The 23,336-nt window shown below is 40.6% G+C and carries 24 protein-coding genes and 1 pseudogene; 6 read left to right on the top strand and 19 right to left on the bottom strand.

Annotated features, from left to right (window positions below):
- Positions 1–84 precede the first annotated feature (84 nt).
- Positions 85–1,809, top strand: coding sequence for an acetolactate synthase 3 large subunit (locus C2M25_RS18640; protein WP_105181838.1), 1,725 nt, complete (start codon positions 85–87; stop codon positions 1,807–1,809).
- Positions 1,809–2,306: an acetolactate synthase small subunit gene (gene ilvN / locus C2M25_RS18635; protein WP_063707505.1), complete on the top strand. Its 498-nt coding sequence runs from the start codon at positions 1,809–1,811 to the stop codon at positions 2,304–2,306. The genes C2M25_RS18640 and ilvN overlap by 1 nt, the downstream gene beginning before the upstream one ends.
- 82 nt (positions 2,307–2,388) lie before the next feature.
- On the opposite strand, the gene C2M25_RS18630 is transcribed toward ilvN, so the two are convergent.
- The 15 genes and pseudogenes from C2M25_RS18630 to C2M25_RS18560 all read right to left on the bottom strand — a co-directional run bounded on the left by C2M25_RS18630 (position 2,389) and on the right by C2M25_RS18560 (position 13,600).
- A complete protein-coding gene (locus tag C2M25_RS18630; protein WP_036972004.1) occupies positions 2,389–2,664 on the bottom strand; it encodes an HU family DNA-binding protein in 276 nt (91 codons plus the stop codon).
- Between the two features lie 204 nt (positions 2,665–2,868).
- Entirely contained in the window at positions 2,869–3,402 is a 534-nt protein-coding gene (locus C2M25_RS18625) for a DUF3833 domain-containing protein (RefSeq protein WP_063707507.1), read from the bottom strand.
- Positions 3,395–3,892, bottom strand: a complete 498-nt coding sequence (locus tag C2M25_RS18620; RefSeq protein WP_105181837.1) for a chalcone isomerase family protein — start codon at positions 3,890–3,892, stop codon at positions 3,395–3,397. Before C2M25_RS18620 ends, C2M25_RS18625 begins: the two co-directional genes overlap by 8 nt.
- A 55-nt stretch (positions 3,893–3,947) precedes the next feature.
- Positions 3,948–4,442, bottom strand: coding sequence for a DUF2878 family protein (locus C2M25_RS18615; RefSeq protein WP_105181836.1), 495 nt, complete (start codon positions 4,440–4,442; stop codon positions 3,948–3,950).
- A pseudogene (locus tag C2M25_RS18610) lies at positions 4,420–5,681 on the bottom strand (class I SAM-dependent methyltransferase). Before C2M25_RS18610 ends, C2M25_RS18615 begins: the two are co-directional and overlap by 23 nt.
- 4 nt (positions 5,682–5,685) lie before the next feature.
- Positions 5,686–6,435 (bottom strand): DUF1365 domain-containing protein, encoded by a 750-nt coding sequence (locus tag C2M25_RS18605; protein WP_105181835.1) that lies wholly within the window; start codon positions 6,433–6,435, stop codon positions 5,686–5,688.
- A complete protein-coding gene (locus C2M25_RS18600) occupies positions 6,428–7,684 on the bottom strand; it encodes an NAD(P)/FAD-dependent oxidoreductase (RefSeq protein WP_105181834.1) in 1,257 nt (418 codons plus the stop codon). Before C2M25_RS18600 ends, C2M25_RS18605 begins: the two co-directional genes overlap by 8 nt.
- Positions 7,681–8,391 (bottom strand): SDR family NAD(P)-dependent oxidoreductase, encoded by a 711-nt coding sequence (locus tag C2M25_RS18595; protein ID WP_054562359.1) that lies wholly within the window; start codon positions 8,389–8,391, stop codon positions 7,681–7,683. Before C2M25_RS18595 ends, C2M25_RS18600 begins: the two co-directional genes overlap by 4 nt.
- Positions 8,391–8,837: a nuclear transport factor 2 family protein gene (locus C2M25_RS18590; RefSeq protein WP_105181833.1), complete on the bottom strand. Its 447-nt coding sequence runs from the start codon at positions 8,835–8,837 to the stop codon at positions 8,391–8,393. Before C2M25_RS18590 ends, C2M25_RS18595 begins: the two co-directional genes overlap by 1 nt.
- Position 8,838: 1 nt before the next feature.
- Positions 8,839–10,230, bottom strand: coding sequence for a deoxyribodipyrimidine photo-lyase (phrB, locus tag C2M25_RS18585; protein ID WP_105181832.1), 1,392 nt, complete (start codon positions 10,228–10,230; stop codon positions 8,839–8,841).
- On the bottom strand, positions 10,230–11,183 hold the full coding sequence (locus C2M25_RS18580; RefSeq protein WP_105181831.1) for a YbgA family protein: 954 nt from the start codon (positions 11,181–11,183) through the stop codon (positions 10,230–10,232). The genes phrB and C2M25_RS18580 overlap by 1 nt, the downstream gene beginning before the upstream one ends.
- Before the next feature lie 10 nt (positions 11,184–11,193).
- Positions 11,194–11,844 (bottom strand): ChrR family anti-sigma-E factor, encoded by a 651-nt coding sequence (locus C2M25_RS18575; RefSeq protein ID WP_105181830.1) that lies wholly within the window; start codon positions 11,842–11,844, stop codon positions 11,194–11,196.
- Positions 11,837–12,460 carry a sigma-70 family RNA polymerase sigma factor gene (locus C2M25_RS18570; RefSeq protein ID WP_063707542.1) on the bottom strand — a complete coding sequence of 208 codons (624 nt, stop codon included), beginning with the start codon at positions 12,458–12,460 and terminating at the stop codon, positions 11,837–11,839. The genes C2M25_RS18575 and C2M25_RS18570 overlap by 8 nt, the downstream gene beginning before the upstream one ends.
- Positions 12,461–12,522: 62 nt before the next feature.
- Positions 12,523–13,101 carry an LON peptidase substrate-binding domain-containing protein gene (locus tag C2M25_RS18565; protein ID WP_063707545.1) on the bottom strand — a complete coding sequence of 193 codons (579 nt, stop codon included), beginning with the start codon at positions 13,099–13,101 and terminating at the stop codon, positions 12,523–12,525.
- A 220-nt stretch (positions 13,102–13,321) separates the two neighbouring features.
- Positions 13,322–13,600, bottom strand: a complete 279-nt coding sequence (locus C2M25_RS18560) for a hypothetical protein (RefSeq protein WP_063707548.1) — start codon at positions 13,598–13,600, stop codon at positions 13,322–13,324.
- Between the two features lie 258 nt (positions 13,601–13,858).
- Between C2M25_RS18560 and trhA the strand changes: the two genes are divergently transcribed.
- Positions 13,859–14,488, top strand: a complete 630-nt coding sequence (gene trhA / locus C2M25_RS18555) for a PAQR family membrane homeostasis protein TrhA (RefSeq protein ID WP_105181829.1) — start codon at positions 13,859–13,861, stop codon at positions 14,486–14,488.
- Here the strand turns inward: trhA and C2M25_RS18550 are convergent.
- Together C2M25_RS18550 and C2M25_RS18545 are read right to left on the bottom strand one after the other, a co-directional pair.
- Entirely contained in the window at positions 14,485–14,793 is a 309-nt protein-coding gene (locus tag C2M25_RS18550; RefSeq protein WP_063707554.1) for an MGMT family protein, read from the bottom strand. The two genes, trhA and C2M25_RS18550, sit on opposite strands and share 4 nt — an antisense overlap.
- A complete protein-coding gene (locus C2M25_RS18545) occupies positions 14,777–15,688 on the bottom strand; it encodes a LysR family transcriptional regulator (protein WP_063707562.1) in 912 nt (303 codons plus the stop codon). Before C2M25_RS18545 ends, C2M25_RS18550 begins: the two co-directional genes overlap by 17 nt.
- Positions 15,689–15,805: 117 nt before the next feature.
- On the opposite strand from C2M25_RS18545, the gene C2M25_RS18540 reads away from it, so the two are divergent.
- The 3 genes from C2M25_RS18540 (at position 15,806) to C2M25_RS18525 (ending at position 21,107) form a co-directional block, all read left to right on the top strand.
- A complete protein-coding gene (locus C2M25_RS18540) occupies positions 15,806–16,891 on the top strand; it encodes an efflux RND transporter periplasmic adaptor subunit (protein WP_063707563.1) in 1,086 nt (361 codons plus the stop codon).
- Entirely contained in the window at positions 16,891–19,962 is a 3,072-nt protein-coding gene (locus C2M25_RS18535) for an efflux RND transporter permease subunit (RefSeq protein WP_105173533.1), read from the top strand. Before C2M25_RS18540 ends, C2M25_RS18535 begins: the two co-directional genes overlap by 1 nt.
- 602 nt (positions 19,963–20,564) lie before the next feature.
- On the top strand, positions 20,565–21,107 hold the full coding sequence (locus C2M25_RS18525; protein ID WP_063707579.1) for a hypothetical protein: 543 nt from the start codon (positions 20,565–20,567) through the stop codon (positions 21,105–21,107).
- A 72-nt stretch (positions 21,108–21,179) separates the two neighbouring features.
- Here the strand turns inward: C2M25_RS18525 and rluF are convergent, their stop codons facing one another.
- Together rluF and C2M25_RS18515 are read right to left on the bottom strand one after the other, a co-directional pair.
- Complete coding sequence (gene rluF, locus C2M25_RS18520; RefSeq protein WP_105181828.1) at positions 21,180–22,124, bottom strand: 23S rRNA pseudouridine(2604) synthase RluF; 945 nt, start codon at positions 22,122–22,124, stop codon at positions 21,180–21,182.
- An 89-nt stretch (positions 22,125–22,213) separates the two neighbouring features.
- Positions 22,214–23,305, bottom strand: a complete 1,092-nt coding sequence (locus tag C2M25_RS18515; RefSeq protein ID WP_234003610.1) for an ABC transporter substrate-binding protein — start codon at positions 23,303–23,305, stop codon at positions 22,214–22,216.
- Positions 23,306–23,336 lie beyond the last annotated feature (31 nt).

Below are 23,336 nucleotides of genomic sequence, written 5' to 3'. Positions count from 1 at the left end.
GGTGAAAGCACGCTTTTTAAAAAACCCCCGCCATATGCGGGGGTTTTTTTATGCATTTATGCTTGCACACACAGAGGAATGAGGATGAGTACAACTGAATACAATGGATCCGAACTAGTTGTTCGGGCACTTAAAGAATTGAATGTTAAATATATTTTTGGCTACCCAGGTGGGTCAGTTCTTGATTTATACGACGCGTTATTTCAACAAGAAGATATTGAACATATCCTAGTACGTCACGAACAAGCCGCAACTCATATGGCTGATGGTTATGCTCGTGCTACTGGTGACGTCGGTGTGGTGCTTGCAACTTCAGGCCCTGGGGCTACAAACTGTATTACTGGTATCGCGACTGCTTATATGGATTCTATTCCAATGGTGGTGTTATCTGGCCAAGTTCCTACTGGTTTAATTGGTGATGATGCATTCCAAGAGACTGATATTGTTGGTTGTTCTCGCCCTATCGTAAAACACAGCTATAACTGTCGAAGTGCAAAAGAGATCCCTGCCATCTTAGCAAAAGCTTTCTACTTAGCCAGCACAGGCCGCCCTGGTCCGGTTGTGGTTGAATTACCAAAAGATATGCTTAATCCTGAGCTAAAGTTCCCATTCGAATTTCCAAAAACCACTGAGCTTCGAACTTATAACCCGAATACTAAAGGTCACTCAAAACAAATTCGTAAAGCAGTGAACGCTATTTTAGAAGCTAAAAAGTTGGTTATTTACTCAGGTGGCGGCATTATTCTATCAAATACCTCTGAGCAACTAACTCACTTGGTTGAATCATTAAACGCGCCTATCACTAACACCTTAATGGGTCTAGGTGGTATCAGCGGTACTCACCCTAACTTTATTGGTATGTTAGGTATGCATGGTAGCCTTGAGGCAAATAAAGCCATGGCAAACGCTGATGTTATTTTAGCTTTAGGTGCTCGATTCGATGATCGGGTAACGAATAATGTTAAAAAATTCTGCCCTAATGCCACGATTGTTCATGTTGATGTTGACCCAACTTCAATTTCTAAAACAATTAAAGCGCACATCCCGGTTGTTGGCTGCTTACAAACAGTGCTTGAACAGTTACAAACGGCGATTGATAAGAGCCCTATTTCAATTGATCGCTCAGCACAAGAAGACTGGTGGCGTCAAATTATTAGCTGGCGTGAACAAAAATGCCTAAGTTACAGCACGGATGGCGATAAAATCAAACCACAAGCGGTTATCGAGGCCATTTACAAAGCAACCAATGGGGATGCTTACATTAGCTCTGATGTAGGTCAGCATCAAATGTTTGCTGCTCAGTATTATCCGTTTAAACATCCGCGCCAATGGATCAACTCTGGTGGCTTAGGCACCATGGGCTTTGGTTTACCTGCAGCAATGGGCGTTAAGCTTGCCTTCCCTGATAAAGAGTCTATCTGTGTAACGGGTGATGGTTCAATTCAGATGAACATTCAAGAGCTATCAACTTGCTTACAATACAATTTGGCTGTGAAAGTTGTGTCGTTGAATAACCGTTCACTGGGCATGGTACGCCAATGGCAAGATATGATGTATTCAGGTCGTCACTCATCATCTTACATGGAATCACTTCCTGATTTCGTAAAACTAGTAGAAAGCTATGGCCACGTAGGTATTCGTGTTGATCATATTGATGAGCTTCAGACTGCTATTGAAAAAGCCATGTCTATTAACGACAGACTGGTATTTTTAGACATCTGTGTAGATGAAAAAGAACATGTTTACCCAATGCAAATCAAGCTAGGGGCAGTGGATGATATGTGGTTACGTAAAGGAGTAAAAGCATAATGCGCCGTATTTTATCAATCTTATTAGAAAACGAACCTGGCTCGTTATCGCGCATTGTAGGCCTATTTTCACAGCGCGCTTACAACATCGATAGCCTAACTGTTGGCACGACTGACGATCATTCTCTTTCGCGTATTACCATTACAACTATGGGTGATGATCGCATCGTTGAGCAAATTACTAAGCAAGTTAACAAACTGGTAGATGTTCTTAAGATTATTGACTTAACCGAAATGGCGCATATCGAGCGTGAGCTATTATTGGTGAAAGTTTTTGCCCAAGATGAAACCACTCGAGCAGCGGTAACGCGTGTTGCTGATGTGTTCCAAGGTGCTATTTTAGATATGGGTCGCCACAGTTACACACTGCAACTTGTAGCGAGCACAGAAAAGGTTGAATCTTTCCTTGATACCCTGCGTCACGAATCAGACATTATTGAAGTTGTACGTTCAGGTGCGGTTGGTATTGGTCGTGGTGATAAAGCGTTAAAGGCATAAGCCTTTTTCGCTAACGCGACAAAACGCAAGATACAAAAAAAGGGCTATAAGCCCTTTTTTCAATAATTAGTAAGTTACCCTATTAAGGATTAACTTGGTCTTTAAGACCTTTACCCGCTTTAAAGCTTGGGATAGTTGCTGCTGCGATTTGGATTTCTGCACCAGTTTGTGGGTTACGGCCAGTACGCGCTGCACGCTCTTTTACTGAGAAAGTACCGAAACCAACTAATGCTACTGAGTTACCTTCTTTAAGAGAGTTAGTAACTGCGCCAGTGAATGCATCTAGTGCACGAGTTGCTGCCGCTTTTGAGATTTCTGCATCAGTAGCAATTTTTTCAACTAATTGAGCTTTATTCATTGTTAGATTCCTATTCGTTATTATTTTGCCTTCGCAAAACCTATCTTTATGCATTTTTGAGAAGTTAGCAACAGCAAATTGCTATTTTTACGTAATTTATTCAAAAATGACTACTATTTAACTATCAATCACAAGGTTAGTGACATCAGTATTAATAAAGACTTAATTTAACTACCATCACAAAAATTTATGATAGCCAAACCATCATTCAATTTTCTCGATAACCAAGGTAACTTCCCCGACCTCAAAGCCAAACTTATCAATAGCGGTACGGTTTATCAAGCGTGATTGTGTTACCAAGTACATCCAATCATCGAAATTTACCACTAAAGTACTATCATCGTACGGAAGCTCGACAGAATATGTCCAATGGAACACACTGCCATTGCTGTCACCTTTTGCTTCGCCAATCACATCAGATGCAGTCCCTGTGATACTGCCATCATCATTAATGGTGATATACCAAGTACGCGTTTGCTTTTCGCCGTCATCATAAACAAATTGCTCGTCAATCACTCCCTGATTGCCGTTCCAAGACGCTTGCATATCAACTACCAGCTTACGGGTTAATTCACCTTTGTGGTCTTGTACAACGCCGTAGGCTTTGAGCTCACCGCTAAAAAACTGCTTAAAGTCAAACTTCGGCTCTGTGCCCTGATAATAATCAACATCTGGTGCAGAGCAGCTGGTAATTAACAGTACCATAGCAAAAATAAAGAATGCTTTGAGCTTAATCATGTTTCCCTCCAATAAGCTGTTTACGAAGTGATGGTTCAGACGTGTCGGCGCTTAACCAAATTGCTAAAAAGTTGTCAGCAAATTTATTATCATCGATCTGACCTAGCTCTTTGTCATTAAAGTAAAAAGTACCAATTCCTTGCTCGTTTGTTTGAAACGACAGCGAATCGTTTTTTTTGATATCAGGCCAAAGAGCTAATAATTGTTCGTCAAATGCGCCTACCATGTCATTAAGCTTTAAATGTTGCCATTGCTCGTTGGTAGCCTTAACGATGTCTTTGGCATCGAAATCTCGCAAATAGGTTAGTGTAAGTTTGCTTGGGTGTTGGCCAAACTGATACGAGCCCGATGGGGTCTCTAATTTGGCGTTATACACATCCCAAAACAGATACTCCATCTTGGCCTGGCCCACTGTTTTAAAGCCATTTGCATACACACCTGCACAGAACGATAACGCAGCAAATAAACTTAAATTAAGTGATTGTTTCATCAAATAACCCTTAAAGTTGTATTATTAAACACTACGAAAAACCACTTAAACCTGATCATTTAGCCGCTAAAAATCGCTTATTAATAGCGATAATACTCATAAACATACTTGCCCAACCTAAGCCATACACAAACCAAAACTGCCAAAGAACAAGTTCAGTATTAAGCACTCCAAAGCGCATTCCAGCGCAGTAACTAGCAGGAGCAAATAACGCGCAAACACCCCAAGCAATATACCAAGGCAGCTTTTGTAGGAATTGCATCGAAGTATTAATGGTTAAAAGTAGTGCAGCCCAAAGTACAGCAAGCCATAAGGGAAAGGGGCTAACTTTAAAGGCAAGTAAGTTTAAGCTGCTGGCAAGCCATTCATAGCCCAGTGCGAGAGGCAAGCCACATAAGAGTAGCCAACTATCTTGCTGGCGTTGCTTTGATAGGTAAATCATCAAAGCGACAACAGCTAAAGCGGGTATCAGAGAATTATGTTCAAGGAGTAAGGCCATAAACCAGACTCCTTGAAACAAAGCGAAATTAATAATCGAGCGCGATATCATCGCCAGAATGGCCAAAACGAGGTTTACGGGCAACTAAATGAACGGTACTGATAGCACGGGTTCTAAACGCACCTTCACAGTAAGCTAAATAAAATAACCATAAACGATAGAATCGCTGGTCAAATTTGACTTTATCTATTTCAGGCCAGCTAGCGACAAAGCGCTCGCGCCAATCAGCCAATGTTCTTGCATAGTGAACGCCAATATCTTTTACACTATGCACAACCATGTCTGTTTGCTGCTTTATTTGCTTATTCATTTCATCTAAACAAGGCAAACAACCACCCGGGAAGATGTACTGCTGGATGAAATCGGAATTTTTAAGGTAGTGGCTGTAACGCTGATCAGCTATGGTGATTGCTTGAATAAGCATTGCACCACTGTCTTTTAATAAAGACTTACATTTTGCAAAAAAGCCAGGCAAATACTCATGACCGACAGCTTCAATCATTTCGATTGATACAAGCTTATCGTACTTGCCTTCTAAAAGACGATAATCCTGCTTTAATAACGTGATTTTATGCTCAAGATTAAGCTCCTTGACCTTTTGTTCCACATAAGCATGTTGCTCGTCAGAAATGGTGGTCGTCGTTACATGGCAGTCAAAATGCGTTGCGGCATAAATCGCAAAGGCGCCCCACCCTGTACCAATCTCAATCACCGAATCACCGGGTTGTAAATCAACCTGCTCACAAATCAATGCTAGTTTGTGCTCTTGGGCTTGTTCAAGGCTAGCTTGTTTCGACGGATAAACAGCACATGAATACAACATTTCGTCACTTAAAAATGCACTGTATAAATCGTTGCCTAAATCATAGTGCGCCGCAATGTTCTTTTTTGAACCGCTTGCTGAGTTTTTATTTTTAATGTGATTAACTCGGTGCGCAATGCCACTTAAGAAAGCGAATTTTTTCTCGAATGCATCTAGCTGATCTTGATTAAGGGCAAATATTTCAATAAGTTTAGTGAGGTTGTCACAATCCCAATAGCCGAGAATATAAGCCTCTCCGGCACCCACACTGCCAGATAACGCAAATGACTTATACATAGCAGGATCATTACCGTAACCGTTGCATGTAAATCACTGCTAATGTCACCAAATTGCTCTGTTTGGTTACCCTCTTTAAGAGTAATGCAACCGATGTTGATACTGTTGAATGCACCAATCACCAGTTTTTTATATAGCTTTGTCATCCAGCCGGTCGTTTGGGCTTGTGTTAAATTTGATACTTTTTCCATCACATCACCTAGTTGAATTCTCTTGTTTACCCGAGTGGCCAATAAATGGCACACGTTTGCAAAACAACTTCAAAGCATGAAGGTAAATACCTTTAAAAATACTTAACGTCATAGCCGGAAACTGTTTAAGCACGGCACTAACCTGCTCTTTCGTGAGAGGGTGCTTTTGCAAACGCAGGGTTGCATCAAACAAAAGAGTGTCGTCTTTTTTATTTTCAATATGAATCATGGTGTTATCAGAATTCATTCTAATATGCCAATGATAGTTCATATCTAAGTTCATGAAAGGTGATACGGAGAAAACCTTTTTAAAGTTCACTTTTTTTTCAAGGGGTACGACATAATAATGACGTTCATTCCAAGGCGTGTTGCTGACTTCAGCAAGCATGTGAGTGAACTCGCCATGACTAGTTTGAAAGAAGAAAAAATTAACCGGGCTAAAATAAATTCCTAAACAGCGCACCTGTCCGAGCATAAAAACATGGGTAAATTCATCGTCAATGCCAAGCTCTTTAATTTTATTAAGTGCACGCTGTTTGAGTGGCAGTTGCATATCGGTTTGATAATTAAAATAGTCGCTCTGATTAAATTTAAGCGCCTTAAAGCCACTTAAGCCAAGCCAAGGGTGAACACCATTAAGTTCATCAGGCTTAGCTAAATCAACCCACATCATATAAAGCGGGTATTTAAAGTGATGCTCTTTGACGGCAAAGCGCCTGTGGCGAACATCACCTACATATATGGCGCTATTCAAACTCGACTCCGAGTTGCTTTGCCACATTTACAGCACTTCTTACACCGTCTTCGTGGAAGCCGTTGTACCAGTACGCACCGCAAAAATAGCTATTATTTTTACCGTCAATAAGAGACTTTTGCTGCTGAGCGGCAATCGACTGTTTATTAAATACCGGATGATGATAAGTAAACTCACGCAGAATTTTGTCTTTTTTAATGCCTTCAAGGTGATTAAGCGTGACACAAAATTGCGTGTCGCCCTTAATGCCTTGCAAAATATTCATCTGATAAGTCACAACAGCAGCTTTGTCTGTGTTGTTATTTAACAGATAATTCCAGCTCGCCCATGCTGCTTTGCGTTTTGGTAGCAGTGTAGTATCAGTGTGTAGTACCACTGAATTAGCCGTATAAGGTATCGCTGATAGAACACTTTTTTCGTCTTCGCTAGGGTCTAATAACAGCTTTAAAGCTTGATCTGAGTGGCAAGCAAACACAACTTTGTCGAATGTTTCACTATGGCCATCATCGAAATGGACATGCACACTATCATCTTTTCGAGATACCGAGCTGATATTACTATTTAAACGAATTTTATCAGCAAAACCTTGGATCATAGGTTTAATGTATTCGCGAGAGCCACCCGGAATAACATACCACTGCGGGCGATTAGTGATATCCAACAAACCGTGGTTATAAAAAAACTTAACAAAAAACTCTACGCCAACTTGCGCCATTTCTTTAATGCTTGTTGACCAAATAGCAGCGCCCATCGGCAAGATATAATGAAAACGGAAGAACTCGTTAAAATCATGCTCGTCTAAAAACTCACCTAGGGTTTGATTTTCCTTGTAATTTTGTTCAGCATGCAATGATTTACATACATCATTAAAGCGAACAATGTCTTTTAAAAGTTTCCAGAATTTAGGGCGAAAGATATTGCGCTTTTGTGCGAACAAACTCCAAAAAGTATGGCCGTTATATTCAAAGCCGGTTTGTTCGTTATGCACACTAAAGCTCATTTGAGTTTTCTGACGCTCAACGCCCAAGCGCTTAAGTAGTTTTTCAAAATATGGGTAAGTTCGGTCGTTAAAGACAATAAAGCCTGTATCAACAGCGTACTCAACGCCATCAACTTTTACGTCTATGGTTGCAGTATGGCCACCTATGTAGTCGTTTTTCTCAAATACGGTTACATCGTAGTGCTTATGCAATAGGTGCGCACAGCTTAAACCCGCTATGCCAGATCCAATAACAGCCACTTTTTTCAACGTGATAATCCTTTTGCAAGCTTCAGCCAAAGTGGCGTAGGAAGCATTCTTAAAAATTTTAAAATGAAGGTAAAACGGTGCGGAAAGTGCACTTCTTTGCGCCTTTTCGCGACCCCTTTATAAATATAATTTGCCGCTTTTTCTGCACTCACAGCCATAGGCATAGGAAAGTCATTTTTGTCTGTAAGCGGCGTTTTAACAAAACCTGGGTGAACTAAAGTGACATCGATATCTTTTAAATCAACCGCTAAGCTATTAGCTAAATAACTTACACCGGCTTTAGACGCGCCATAAGCTTGGCTGCGCGGTAAGGGTAAATAAGTCACACTAGAGCTTACGATCACCAGCTGACCACCGGGCTTTATTTTTGGTAGTAATGCCTCAAGGCAATAGCCCATACTGAGTAGATTAGTGGTGATCACACGTTCGAACAAACTGCTATCAAAATTACGAGCATCATCAATGTACTCACAATTGCCAGCATTTAGAATAACCCGGTCAAATTGTGTATAGGCGACTGTGCTCGAACGAATATCTTGAAGGTCGGTTGCGTCAAACTGGCAAGACTCTATATTTTGATGCTGGCTCAATTTAGCAAGCTTTTCTGTATTTCTACCGCATGCAATGACCTGTTCATTATTGTCTGCATAAAGCTTTGCTAATGACTCGCCAATACCTGAGGTAGCACCTGTAATTAATGTCGTCATTATGCACTCGCTCTTTTGTCGATGTATTTCACAGCTGAGCCGAGTACTGGAATATGCCTGTAAAGCATAGCGCCTACGTCAAAATAATCGCGATGATTGATTATCTTATCGCCAGCAAATTTTAAACGGCTATGACCCGCAACCGAGATTGCTTGGCCTTTATTGAGCTTTGGATGGCGATAATGCATGGTCCAATAAATAAACGCGATGTCATCTTTGCTCTGAATATTTTCAGTCACATAGCTGTCTTCGATAGCGAATTCGCAAGAAAGCACATTGGCATAAAGGTTTTTAAAATAGTCACGCAGCTCCCCAAGACCATTTACCGCATGCAAGGGATCTGCAAACTGAATATCAGGATGATAAATTTCATCCAATAACTGTAAATTGTCTTTATTGAGTGATTGATAAACATCAATAAACCTATCAAGGATCGCCTTGTCCATGTCACACCTTAAATGCGTTTAGCGCTCGCTCTCGCGCGGCTTTATGATCAACAATTGCTGGCCAATAACTGCTCGACTTACCCTGTTTCGCTAAATAACCATGCGGAAAATGGATTTGTTTAGCAGGTATTTTTTCCAGCTCTGGTAAATATTTACGGATAAATTCACCATCTGGATCAAATCGCTCGCTTTGGGTGATAGGATTAAAAATTCGAAAATACGGCTGAGCATCACACCCCGTACTTGCAGCCCATTGCCAGCCACCGTTGTTAGAGGCAAGGTCGCCGTCTATAAGATGCTGCATAAAAAAGCGCTCGCCTTTACGCCAATCAATTAATAAGTGCTTAGTTAAAAAGCTCGCGACCACCATGCGTAAACGGTTATGCATCCAGCCAGTTTGCAGAAGCTGCCTCATTGCAGCATCAACTAATGGGTAGCCTGTTTTACCTTCACACCATGCCTTAAAGTCGCTTTCATCATCACGCCACTTCACGGCGTTGTATTTCTCATTAAAGTTATCGTATTTATTTAGGTTTGGATAAATCGCGATAAGATGGCGGTAAAATTCACGCCAAATCAACTCATTAACCCAACAAAATAAGTTACTTTTACTGCTGCGTAGTACATCAGGGTGACGCTGCTGGATCAGTGCCAATAATTGATGAACGCTGACAATACCAAGGGCTAAGTAAGGGCTTAAACCCGAGGTGCCTTTAATGCTTGGGATATCTCGTTGGTCTTGATATGTTACGAGTTTTTCTTCAATAAACCGCGCGCAAACGTGGCTGAGCGTGTCATCATCAACGGGCCATTTTTCTGAGCAGCCATCTGAAGCTAATAACTCACTTGGCTGCCACTCAATGGGCTCGAACATCTGCGGTGGTTCAGCAAAATAAAAGTGGGTATCTTGATAAACTTTTAGCCATGCATTTTTAAATGGCGTAAATACTTTGAACATCTCACCACTTTGATTTTTAATGCTTCCCGGCGGCGCAATCACATCACCGTCGTATGCGTAAAAAGCAATCCCATTGCTGTCAGCGTGCTGTAAAAAGGCTTTATCTCGGTTTACTTCGTTAAGCTCATATTCGTTGTTGGCGTAGACTTTTTTTACTTGATGTTGCTCGCAAAATGACGCTAATTTTTCAACACAACCAGCGTAATCGGCTGCATCAATAATATGTAATTGAATGCCTTTACTGGCTAAAAGCTCACCTAAAAAGTGAAGCCTACGCTTTAATAAATCTAGCTGAATAGCAGCTACATCATGCTTTTGCCATTGCTTTTCAGTAATAAAAAACACTGCATTTCGGCAGCCATTTTCGATTGCCTGATACAAGGCATCGTTATTAAAAAGGCGCAGATCGCGCCTAAACCAAAATAATGTGTTCATTAAATTCCGTAGCGTAGTTTTAATTCGTTCGGATAAGGGTCAAGGTACACTTGCTTCGCAAGGTACTCATTTGGATGCACTTTTAAATGATGCTTAATTAACGTAAGAGGTACGTAAAGTGGCACTAAACCTTGACGGTATTCATCAATGGCATCTCGCAGTTCTTGCTTTTCAATCTTAGAAAGCGATTTTTTAAAATAGCCTTGCAAATGCATTAAGGTGTTGGCGTTATTTTTACGAGAAGCTGGTTTTTTAAGGGCTGTCATTAACCCTAAAATGTATTCATCAGCCAAAGTTTGGATATCTTCGCCATCAAAAGTGCCAAGTAGGTTTCCTAGACTACGGTAAGCTTCGTAGTTATGCGCCATCAATAAGTACTTATATTGGGCATGAAACTGGGTCAATCTATGAACTGTTAATGGCTGCTCATTGAGTGTTTGCCAATGTTTGTAGGTATACACACGCATCACAAAGTTTTCACGTAAGTGCATATCGTTTAAACGACCGTTTTCTTCGCATGGTAACAATGGGTTATGTACCATTATTTGCTCTGCAAAAAAGCCGATACCTTCTGAGGTATTGCCAGTACCCGCTTCGTTATAAATTTTAATGCGTTCCATTCCGCAACTAGGGCTTTTGGCGCAAAATACAAAGCCGCTTAACTCTGCAGTTTGTTCTGTCGCAACTCGTTTACCATATTCAGTAAGTTTTGGACCAACATCGCCAGTGCCATCTGGACGACACACTTTAATGGTATCGCCAACACGCACTTGACGAATAGTTGGTCTGGGGATTGGTAGCCCTACCGCTACTTCAGGGCAAAACTTTTTATATTCGACATGCTTGCCAAGCTCATCCATACAGAAATTTGATTTTTTATGGCCTGTATCAAAGCGTACTTTATCGCCTGCTAAGCAAGCACTTAAACCAATTTTTATTGTTGATTGCTGCATATAAACCCTACTAATAAATAAGATTACCAATTGGATTCAGGAGTTTGCTAATACCTTTGTTGAAGTGCAGCGCACTGCTAACTACGGTAAAACATAAACAACCTTGTTCAGTTTTTGGCGTGTGATTATGACGACCATCAAGCATCATAAAATCACCCGGTGCATAGTGTCCGTCTTCATCACTGAACTCACCATCTAACAATAACGTTAGCTCAAAACCCGTATGTGTGTGCTCAGGAATTTCACCACCCGCATCAATATGGAGCAGGCTTGCTCGTAACGCGCCATCTTCTAAATCAATGCGAGAGCGGGCAAGTTTACCTATTTGCATAAACTTACTATGACCAATCCGGGTAAGCGCTCTAGGTAATGTGTAAGTTTTGTCTTTAACATCTACCGACACCTGTGATTGCTCGTAAACTTCATCAATAGTTTCATCAGCTGTGATCGCATCAAACATACTAGAATCAAACATGTCATCCATATCAATAGCGGATTCTGCAAATAAAGTCTCTGCATTTTTGGCTTCAAGCGCAGCGAGCTCTTTTTGACACACAGGGCACATTTCAACATGAATAGCGACTGCAACACTCAAAGTGGCAGGTAAATTACCTTCGCTAAACTTGGCAAGTAATTCATTGCTAGGATGGTGCTTAATCATGGTGATCTCCCATTTCATTGCGTAACTTCTGCAAGGCTAAGCGAAGACGAGATTTCACTGTGCCTACGGGAATGTTTAAATGTTCAGCAAGTTGTTCTTGCGACATATCTTGAAAATATACGCCGCGCACAACTTCTCGTTGCGCAAGGGGTAATTTATCAAGGTATTGCTTAATCTGTTTATCTTCTAAATGGTCACTAAATTCGTGTTGGCCCGGCTCGGCTTCATCTATCAATGGCCAAATATCTTCACTAATACACTCTTCTTTGCTGCTCTTCATTTTTCTTAGCATATCGAAAGAAGCATTACGCATTACTGTGTATACCCATGTTGTCGCCGCACCTTTTTCTTTGTGATAAAGATGCGCTTTACGCCAAACTGAGGTTAGTGTTTCTTGAACTAATTCCATCGCTTGCGCTTCAGAACCAAATTGTTTGATCCCAAAACGTTTTATTTTTGGCGAAAAATATTGGAACAGCACTGCAAACGCACGTTTATCACGGTGCGCAGCAACAGCAAATAAGGCATCAGCAAGCTCTTTGCTTGGTGTATCTGGCATGGCAGAGTATTGACCTGTGTTAGGTTTACAACCTGTTTGAAGTTGTTGACTTACCATCTTTGTGTCATCCAATTATTGTCGTAAGAATTTATACGCCAAAAAGTTGATGTGAGATCACATTAATCAGTAAATTCGTTGTTAATTAGAGTATGGAGGAAACTTAGCAAATTTTCAAAATTAGATTTAAAGGCAAGTTGTTGTTTTTTAACTAATGAAATAGGCAAAATTTCAAGCCAGCGGGCAACAACCCAAGCAAGGTTGTCAAATTGTGGGGTTTTATATAGACCTGCTAAATCAGGCTGATTTGCAAACACAGCACGAAGCGTGTCGCTTAGTAAGGTGTTTTCGTCATTGATTGGTGTGTTTACATACCATGAAGGCGACGTAATTAGTTCGATGTCGGCATGGCGTAGTTGCTGCTTATCTTGATATGCGTTATGCATAGACACTGCATGTTCAGCATAAACATCAATTAATAATTGGCCACTATCATCTTGATTGAAGTCGGTTATTTGCACTAAACAACCCATTTCTGGCAAGTTAAGATCTGTGTCGTGTTGGTAAGTGCACAGCACAAAACCTGTATTATTTTGTACAGCTTCTTTGACCATCGTTAAGTAACGCTGCTCAAAAATTCTTAGCTTGGTGAACCCTTCAGGTAAAATAAAAACCGGTAAAGGAAAAATCGCACGCTTCATAAAGTCTACTATTCTAAAACCACATGCCTTTAATTACGTGCGTTTTTAATCCGCCGATCAATATTTCATGAAATCTTAATATCTACTTTGTACTCTAGAAGTTGAACCATTGCGCAACGTTACGAAATAATTCGATTGATGCATACGCACTGAGTAAACTCAAAACCGGTGCAACCATAAGTAAAAATAAGCTGATTTCACTACTCATTGTCTTGTTTCCTTACTGCTTGTTTGTTGCTTTAGGAGCTTGAGCAATTTTTACTTCGTCTTCTTTCGAAGCAATTGCATCTTCACTCATGTAAGTATCTAGTAACTTTTGAGCATCAAACTCAATGCTGTTCATTACGCTTTCTTTCAACTCAATGCTTGCTTGTTGAACATAGCTTTTAACAGATTGTGTAATTGTGTTGCTGATATCTAATTCAAAGTCAGTAGCGCTTGCTTGAGTTGACCCTAATACAAGTAACGCAGCAGTAGTTAATTTAAGTGAGTTATTCATAGTGGTATTCCTTGTCTCTTTAAGTAATTAGTCGTAATTACTTAATCAAAGGTTGTGCCACCCTGAAAATATTTTTTAATTTATTGATTTTTAACGATTTAAAAATAAATTAAATTTTCAACCGCATTCAGGTTTGGTTAATAAAACCAACGAATTTAAATATTTTGACCAACATTTAGTGAAAAAATAAGCATTGCTAACTTCAGCGCACACTTGTACACTGAAACTGTTTTATTCACTCATTTTTAGTAGATAGATATGACACAACAACTCCCTTATTCACGCCAAGAAGAACAACTTAACGTGCTCACTCACGGTATGGGAGTCCTGTTTGCGGTATATGTGCTGTGGGACTTAATTTCACAATCTAAAGTTTTGTCAGCTACGGTGAGTGCTATCGTGTATGGCTCAAGCCTACTGGTATTATTTTTAGCCTCGACCTTATATCACGCTAGTACCAGAGAGCGTATACGAGCCATTTATAAAAAATGTGACCACTGTGCGATTTACTTGCTTATTGCCGGAACCTACACGCCTTATTTGGTTATTTCGTTATCTGGGGCTTGGGCAATTGCTGCTTTAGTGTTTATTTGGTCTTTAGCGCTTGGTGGTGTTGCATATAAATTACTGGTCAAAAACACGAATAAAAAAGTCTCTCTCGCTACCTATTTATTAATGGGCTGGTTTGCATTAGCACTTGTTTATCCACTTTATTTGAACCTTGATTTAAGCGCTTTATGGTGGCTGCTAGCTGGCGGGATTGCGTACAGTTTAGGCACAGTGTTTTACAGCGCTAAAACCCGCCATTACAGCCATGCAATTTGGCACGTATTCGTGTTAGTTGGCTGTGTTTGTCATTATCTATCAATTAGCTTGTATGTTTATTAGTCCCACTGGTGCAGGCGCATATTAATTTTAGCCTTATTAAAGGTAACACCTTCACTGAGTAGTTTTTGTCGTTGCTCCAGATGCTTATTGCTGCCTTCAGGAAACGATATTTTACCCTGGCTATTAACTACCCGATGCCAAGGAATGTTTGAGCCTTCGGGCATTACTTTTAATAACCTGCCCACTAACCTTGAGTTATTAGGGTATCCTGCAAGCTTTGCTACTTGCCCATAACTGGCAACTTTCCCCTCAGGAATGGCACAAATAATGGTATAAATTAAATCTTCTTTAGTTGCCTGCTGCACGACTCGACTCCAAATAGTGTTTACTGACCTCGCTAAAATCTTGCCAAATAGCTCTTGCAACAGGGCCATGATGAACCGAGTGCTGTCTAAAAACTCGAATTTCTGCGCCAAACTGGTGTTCACGATCGACAATTTTAATTTGCTGCAATAAACCAGCGTCGATTTCGGCTTGGCAATGTTGCAAACTGATCATTGCCCAGCCCGCACCAGAAAGTAAAAACGACTTAACACTGGTTATATCGTCAATTTTCATTAATGCAGAGCCTAGCGTATACGAAAGCCTATCACTGTCAAAACTCAAGTCGCTTTCAAACATGGCCAAACACGGGTAATTTTGAATATCTGAAAAGCTGATTTCACTAGGCACCACATCAGGTGCACTGACAATACCGATATCAAATTTACCAATCGGTAAACTTTCGAGATCCCCTGTTGCATGAAACAAATCAAACCAAGGGCCAATTCCTAAATCAGCCTGATGACTATTAACCTGCTCAAGAGATACAAAGCGCTTCCCTGAGGAAATACTAAACTCTGTACTGGCGAAACGTTTAAAGGTTTTGCTGATCACTTGGTTATAACTGTTTTGATGGCAAAGTTGTTCATAGCAAATTTTATAATTGGCTTCATTCCCTAGTGCCAGTTCTTTAGCAAGTGAGCTTAACTCACTGTTTGCATTAAGTAATAAGCGGGCCTCACGATAAAAAATACGGCCTTTTTCTGTTAAGTGTAACCGATATTGACTGCGGTCTAGTAGCTCAAACCCTAGCTCTGATTCTAGCTTTTTGATTGCTAACGTGAGCGCGGGTTGAGTCTTATGCAATTTAAGTGCGGCTTGGCTCAAACTAGAGCTTTGCACAATAGCATCTAGAATGATTAATTGATTTAAATTCATTAATGGCAAACTATATAAATAAAATTTATGCTGTTTCTAAAATTTAATAATTTTTATTTTATATCTTTGCAGCGTATCCTGCAGCAAATTTATGCTTTCTTATCTATGGAGAAGACAATGAGATTGGCACCCGCCGTGTTAATGAGCAGCATGTTTCTGTTACTTGCGGCATGTTCAGAGCAAGCACAACAAAGTGAAGCAGAGCCGGTAGTTCGCCCTGTTAAACTTTTTAATATTGGCAATAATTCAGAGCAAAGCATTCGCAGCTTTCCTGCTGAAGTGGTTGCTAACCAAGGTTCTTATCTTGCCTTTCGTGTGAATGGTGAGTTACTTGAGTTCCCTGCTCTTGCGGGCCAACACGTTGAGAAAGACCAGCTTTTAGCCAAACTCGATCCTGAAGATTTTCAACTGCAATATGATGAGCGCAAAGCACGCTATGAACTAGCAGAATCTCAACTTGAGCGTGTGCAAAAGCTATTTAACCGCTCAATTGCCAGCCAATCTGAGTTAGACCAAGCGCTTGCTAATAAACAGGTTGCTGAGTCAGCGCTTAAAATTGCCAAAACCAACCTAGATAATAGTGAATTACGCGCGCCGTTCGCCGGTACTGTGGCAAAGGTGTTTGTGAAAAACTTTGAAAACATTCAAGCAAAACAAAACATCCTTCGCCTTGAAACCCGTGACCTAATGGACGTGGTTATTCAAGTACCCGAAAAACTCATTGCACGCATCGATAAAGATGTTCACTACCAACCTGATGTTGTATTTGATGGTTACCCAAACAAGTCATATCAATTAACGGTCAAAGAGTTCGATACCCAAGCCGACCCAATTACTTTAACGTATAAAGTTGTGTTTTCATTACCTGTGCCAGAAGATTTTAATCTACTTGCCGGTATGACTGGCCGCGTTGATATAGATTTAAGCAAAATCACCAGCTCACAATCACCTTATACATTGCTGCCAGTTGAGGCGGTATTCTCAGAGCCTACTGAGTCTGAAAACAACAACAGCTATGTATGGCTTTATGACGAAAACACTGGTTTAGTGCACAAACAAGCTGTTGAAGTTGGCCAATTACATCGTGATGGCATTGAAGTACTCTCAGGTATTAAAGAAGGCCAAATCGTTGTGGCTGCTGGTGTGCACTTTTTAGAAGAAGGCATGAAAGTGCGTCCATGGCAAAAAGAGCGAGGCTTATAATGAGCTTTGCAGCACTCGCTATTGAAAGAAAAGTCATTAGCTGGATGTTCGCGCTGTTTTTACTGATTGGTGGAACGGTCGCTTACTTTGGCTTAGGACAACTAGAAGACCCTGAATTCACCCTAAAAAAAGCCATGGTAATCACCCTTTATCCGGGCGCGTCACCACAGCAGGTTGAAGAAGAAGTCACCTTCCCTATTGAAAATGCAATTCAACAACTACCGTATGTTGATTACGTAACCAGTATTTCATCACCAGGTAAATCGCAAATTACCGTCGAGATGAAAAGCAATTATCGTAAACAAGACTTACGCCAAATATGGGACGAACTGCGTCGAAAAATTAACGATCAAGCATCGTCGATGCCCTCTGGTGTTTATCCAAGCAAGATTATGGATGACTTTGGGGATGTATACGGGGTGATGTATGCAGTCACTGGCGATGGTTATTCTTACGATGAGCTTAAAGATTACGTTGATTACTTAAAACGTGAGCTTGTTTTGGTTGATGGCGTTAGTAAAGTAACCGTGGGTGGTGAGCAACAAGCACAAGTCATGGTTGAGATTTCAACCCGCAAACTTGCCCAGTTAGGTATTTCGCCTAATCGTATTTATCAGCTTTTACAAACTCAAAATAGCGTGTCGAACGCAGGTAAAGTCCGCGTTGGCGATGAATCAATTCGCTTACACCCAACCGGTGAATTTAAAGACGTAAAAGAGCTCGAAAACTTACTTATTTCTAAGCCAGGTGAAAATGAGCTTATTTACTTAGGTGATGTTGCTACCGTTTTTCGTGAGTATGCAGAAGTCCCTAACAATATTATTCGCTATAACCAGCAGCAAGCATTACTGGTAGGCGTATCGTTTAGCACAGGCGTTAACGTTGTTGATGTAGGTGCAAATATTGATGCCCACTTAGCGTCACTGGAATATCAACGACCACATGGTATGGAAATAAACAGCGTTTATAACCAACCAGCTGAAGTAGAAAAGTCAGTAAGTGGCTTTATTATCAGCCTACTTGAAGCCGTTGCCATTGTTATTATTGTGCTTTTAGTCTTTATGGGCTTTAAAAGCGGTGTATTGATTGGTGTAATTCTCCTACTGACCGTTCTAGGTACCTTCATTTTCATGAAGTTGTTTGCCATTGATTTACAGCGAATTTCGCTTGGTGCCTTGATCATAGCCTTAGGGATGCTGGTTGATAATGCCATTGTAGTAACCGAAGGCATATTGATAAACCTAAAGCGCGGACAAACAAAACTGCAAGCAGCAACCAATATCGTTGAACAAACCAAGTGGCCGTTACTAGGCGCAACGGTTATAGCCGTTACGGCCTTTGCGCCAATTGGCTTGAGTTCAGATGCCAGTGGTGAATTTGCTGGCAGCTTGTTCTGGGTATTGTTTATTTCATTATTACTTAGCTGGATCACCGCCATTACCTTAACGCCGTTCTTCGCTGATTTAATGTTTAAACAGGCAACGGAGAAACAACCGCATCATGATGAAGACCCTTATCAAGGGGTTATCTTTAATGTCTATAAAGGCGTGTTACATGCAGCAATGCGTTATCGTAAAACGACACTTCTGCTAATGGTTATCATGCTTGTAAGCTCTGTGTTTGGCTTTAAATTTATCAAGCAGTCGTTCTTCCCTGCATCTAATACACCGATGTTTTACGTTGATTATTGGCATACACAAGGCGCTGATATTCATACTACAATGGATGGCGTCGCAAAGCTTGAAAAGTTCTTACAAGCAGACCCACTGGTTGAAGAGGTAACCACAACGGTTGGCCAAGGTGCACCGCGTTTTATGCTGACTTACGCACCTGAAAAATCATACCCAGCCTATGGGCAATTGATTATTCGTGTTAAAGACCGCGAAGCTGTTACTACCATGATCAAAAAAGTGCGTGATTACCAACATGAGCATGTACTTGATGCTCAGCTTAAAGTTAAACGTATGGAAATTGGCCCATCAACAGATGCAAAAATTGAAGCGCGTTTTTCTGGTGCTGATCCTGTGGTACTTCGCCAATTAGCGAAACAAGCGAAAGATATTCTGCATCAAGATGCGGGAGCATTTAATATTCGTGACGATTGGCGTGCTCGCTCGAAGTTAATTCGTCCGCAATTTAACGAGCAAAAAGCCCGTCGTTTAGGAATTGCTAAATCAGACCTTGATCAGCTGCTTCTCACTAGCTTATCGGGTAAACAAGTGGGTGTTTATAAAGACGGCACACAAATGCTGCCAATTATTGCTCGCTCGCCTGCTGAAGAGCGCTTAAACGTTGAAAGCCTGCGAGACTTACAAATTTACAGCCCAGTGTTAGGTGTGTTTGTACCGGTGACACAAGTAGTTGATGATTTTATTGTTGAATGGGAAGACAGCTTGATCATGCGACGTGACCGTAAGCGAACCATCACAGTGATGGCCGACCACGATGTCATTGGCGATGAAACACCTGCTAAACTCTTTGCCCGTGTACGAAAGAACATTGAGGCAATTGAGCTCCCACATGGCTACGAATTGCAATGGGGCGGCGAATTTGAATCATCAAGCAAAGCACAAAAAGCGATTTTTGGTTCATTACCACTTGGTTACTTAGCCATGTTCGCAATCACAGTGCTGCTGTTTAACTCGGTTAAACAACCTTTAGTAATATGGGCGACGGTGCCATTGGCAATCATCGGTGTATCGGCAGGTTTATTACTAATGAATGCAGCATTTAGCTTTATGGCCCTGCTTGGCTTACTTAGTTTAAGCGGCATGCTCATCAAAAACGGCATTGTGTTAGTTGACCAAATTAACCTTGAACTCGATAGCGGCAAAGACCCTTACAAAGCTGTGTTTGACTCAGGTGTAAGTCGTGTGCGTCCTGTAGCGATGGCTGCGATTACCACCATTTTAGGCATGATCCCACTGCTATTTGACGTGTTCTTCCAGTCAATGGCGGTAACTATTATGTTTGGCCTTGGTTTTGCCACAGTGCTGACCCTGATTGTTGTGCCTGTGCTTTATACCATGCTGTTTAAGATCAAAGTACCTAAACAGCGTCACGCTAATTAATACAGATTGACTCTCAACCAAAAGCCCTATCAGCAAATTGTTAGGGCTTTTTTATTACCTTTTATTTTAATAAACAAAAAGATAATAAAATCCGCCACAGCCAGCAAATGAAAATAAGCAACACCAAAAATAAAAGCGCACTGGTTCTTGGTGCTTATAAATGGTGCTAATGCTCCCTGTATAACTTCGGCTACCTACACGAATTTTATTCGTTAATAACCCCAACACCCCATAACCAACAAACAATAGGGATGCGATAAAGATAAATACATTCTGAAAGCTAGCCATTGATAACCCTGTTTATGAGTCGTGCAAAATTGGTCAGCTATCAATTATTAACTTATTTATAATTCTCGGTAAAGTCGAATGCAGAGAGCTCGCCTGTGTCTAAAATAAATTTTTTTATTTAAGATGGGTGTCTAGTTACTTTTAGAGTGGGTGTCCATTTAAAGTGGGTGTCCATTTTTGATGTTCTGGTTGTGGTTTTAAATAAAGTGAGTGTCTGTTTAATGATTATCTTTAAAGTGGGTGTCTATTTAATGATTAATCTATCAGCTTGTGTGCTAACCTATTGCTGCTGATTTAATACTTGAAGGGCTAAGATGCGTAGAAAAGTACTTTACTTATTGATTGCAATATTCAGTGGTACCTTAAGCGCCAATGAAAATACACACTATCAGCATGAGTCTAATGTAGCTTTTCATGTTGCCGTTGAAAGTTTATCTGATGCTGTTTTAGCAATTGAAGGACAAAATGGATTGATATTTAACTCAAGATGGATTTTTGGGGAAATAGGCACGCCAATCGCAGATATTTGTGAAGGGCAACAATCAGCCGATTTAGAGCTCGAGTGTGATTCTGTTTCAAACCGCACTGTTGAATCTCATTATGACTTTCCACAACACAGCCAGGTTGCTCTGTATTTTAGACCTAACTTGATTGTGAATGGACTCAAATTGATTGAAGCAAGCGTTAAAAACAATGAAGTAGCACTATTACTATTTGAAGATAACAATACAAAAGAGCTGTTCTTTGTAAACAAACATCAACTTAACGATATTATCGCGAAAAAACTCTCTAAAAAAGAATTTAAACCGAAAAGAGACCTTTTGGAAGATGATGCCATTTACCCTAATAAAGGCTAAGGTTGAAATCTGTATCATTTAGAACCCTGAAGCAAACCAGTAAAGACTAGTCAGGGCTCTAATGCACTAAGTTTACTTTTTCAGGCTTAATGTGCCGATGCGTTTAGTACTGCTACGCTTCGTTTGGTTTGGTTTTGATGAGTGTGAATTGCCAGCCTTAGATCTTGATTGTCCTTGCTTGGCATCACTGCGTGCTTTTTTTACGTATTTAGAAAAGTCGCGCTTTTTTTCTTCTTCATTACGTGGCTTTTGCTTAGCACGAGCTTGGGTTGGCTGTTTGTTTTCATCAATTGAACGCTCTTCCGTTTTACCTGAGTCGGCAATTGAATTATTGATCTCAGCCATTTCTTGTTCGGTTAAGTGGCGCCACTGCCCTACTTTTAAACCCTTTAGGGTCACGTTCATAATTCGTGTGCGCTTTAGAGTCACCACTTCATAGCCTAAATATTCACACATACGGCGTATTTGGCGGTTTAAGCCTTGTGTTAGCACTATAGTAAATTGCTGCGGGCCTGTTTGTTTAACCTTACACTTTTTAGTAACGGTATCGAGGATAGGAATGCCGTTTGCCATCTTATTCACGAACTGGCGGTTTAGCGGCTTATCAACCGTTACTACGTATTCTTTTTCATGATTATTACCAGCACGAAGAATTTTATTAACGATGTCGCCTTCGTTAGTTAAGAAAATTAAGCCTTCTGATGGTCTATCTAAGCGTCCAATCGGGAAAATACGTTCTGGGTAATTAACAGCTTTAACAATATTGCTTTGGATTTTTCGCTCAGTTGTACAAGTAATGCCAACAGGTTTGTTGTAGGCAATATAAACCAGCTTAGGCTTTGCTTTTAAAGGTTTGCCATCTATAAGTACATCATCGGCGTCACTAACTTTTACGCCCATTTCAGGCAAGTTGCCGTTAACAGTAACACGACCTTCTTCAATATATTTATCTGCCTCACGGCGTGAACAAAAACCTGTTTCACTGATAAATTTATTTAATCGCTTTAACTCTGTCATGGCACACTTCTGTCTGGATTTTAAAGCCGCTAGTTTATACCAGAAGCCTTTACCAAGCTAGGTAGAATCTAGGCTCTTTGACTACACTTTTAGTGTTGCGCTGCGTTTTTGGGCTTTTCGCTCAATAAACTATGTAGCGTATCAAAATCGAAGGCGTACTCAGTGCTTTTGCTGTTTTGCAGTAAGAAGGTTTCAAAAGGGATAACCGACCAATCTTTGATGTTTCTTAGCCAGCTGTAACTTTGAATATTGTGCTTTGTGATCACCCCAAGCTGAAACTTAATCTCATCGTGATTTTGCCAATAAGGGTTACCATTATGATGATCGACCACGCTAATTAAAGCCCATGCTCCCATCATAAAATGCCCGCCAACACTGGCAGTGAGTTTTTGTTGTTCTATTAAGTCTAAATTATCATCAAGCCAATCAATGCCACCTATGAAATAGGCTTTATCTTTTTTACCTTTTACTGCTTCTAGGGCACCTTGCGCCATCAAATCAGACGCACACCAAATCACATTCGTATCTGGGTATCGTTGTAATAATCGGCTCACTTTATTCTCGGCTTCTTGCTTATTCCAACTGGCATACACAACTTGCTCAAGCTCAACATCTTGTTTTCGTAAATAATGAACAAGGCCGTCACTGCGGGTGTCTGACTCTGTGCCATAATGACCATTAATCGCAACAAAGTGAGGCGTTTGCTTTGCATTTATTGCCTCATTAAGTAAGGCTTTACCAAGTTGCTCACCGGCTTTGAAGTTATCGTGAAATACTTCACCTAACCAATACTTAAAGCGCTGACGGGGTTTACCCACTTCGTCACGCTCTACGCCAACAATCGTTTCTTCGAGAGTGATAAAATTCACTTTGTGTTGTTCAAGCAAGCTCATTGACTGCTCTGCGCCACCTGGGTAATTAATTAAAATGGCGTAATCAGGTTTAGGGTTATATTGCAGGTATTGTTTGAGTTCGGCTAATTGAATGTGGCGATTTCCACCGCCATAAATTGTTGTGAGAGAAACATTATTTTGCTTTGCAGCAACCTGCATCACATTAGTCACTTTTTGCCAAAACAAATCAGTTTTAACTGAGGGATTAACTAACAGCACAGAGAATTGCTCGCCAGCATAAAGTGGTGAACAGCAAAGCAATGTAAAAACCAACAAGCAAACTCGCATTACCACCCCGCTTTGTTTTTCTTTGATTGTA

Source organism: Pseudoalteromonas sp. T1lg21, from assembly GCF_002964625.1.
Taxonomy (GTDB): domain Bacteria; phylum Pseudomonadota; class Gammaproteobacteria; order Enterobacterales; family Alteromonadaceae; genus Pseudoalteromonas; species Pseudoalteromonas gelatinilytica.
The sequence above is the reverse complement of the archived record's forward strand: the minus strand, read 5'-3'. Positions and strand labels throughout refer to the sequence as shown.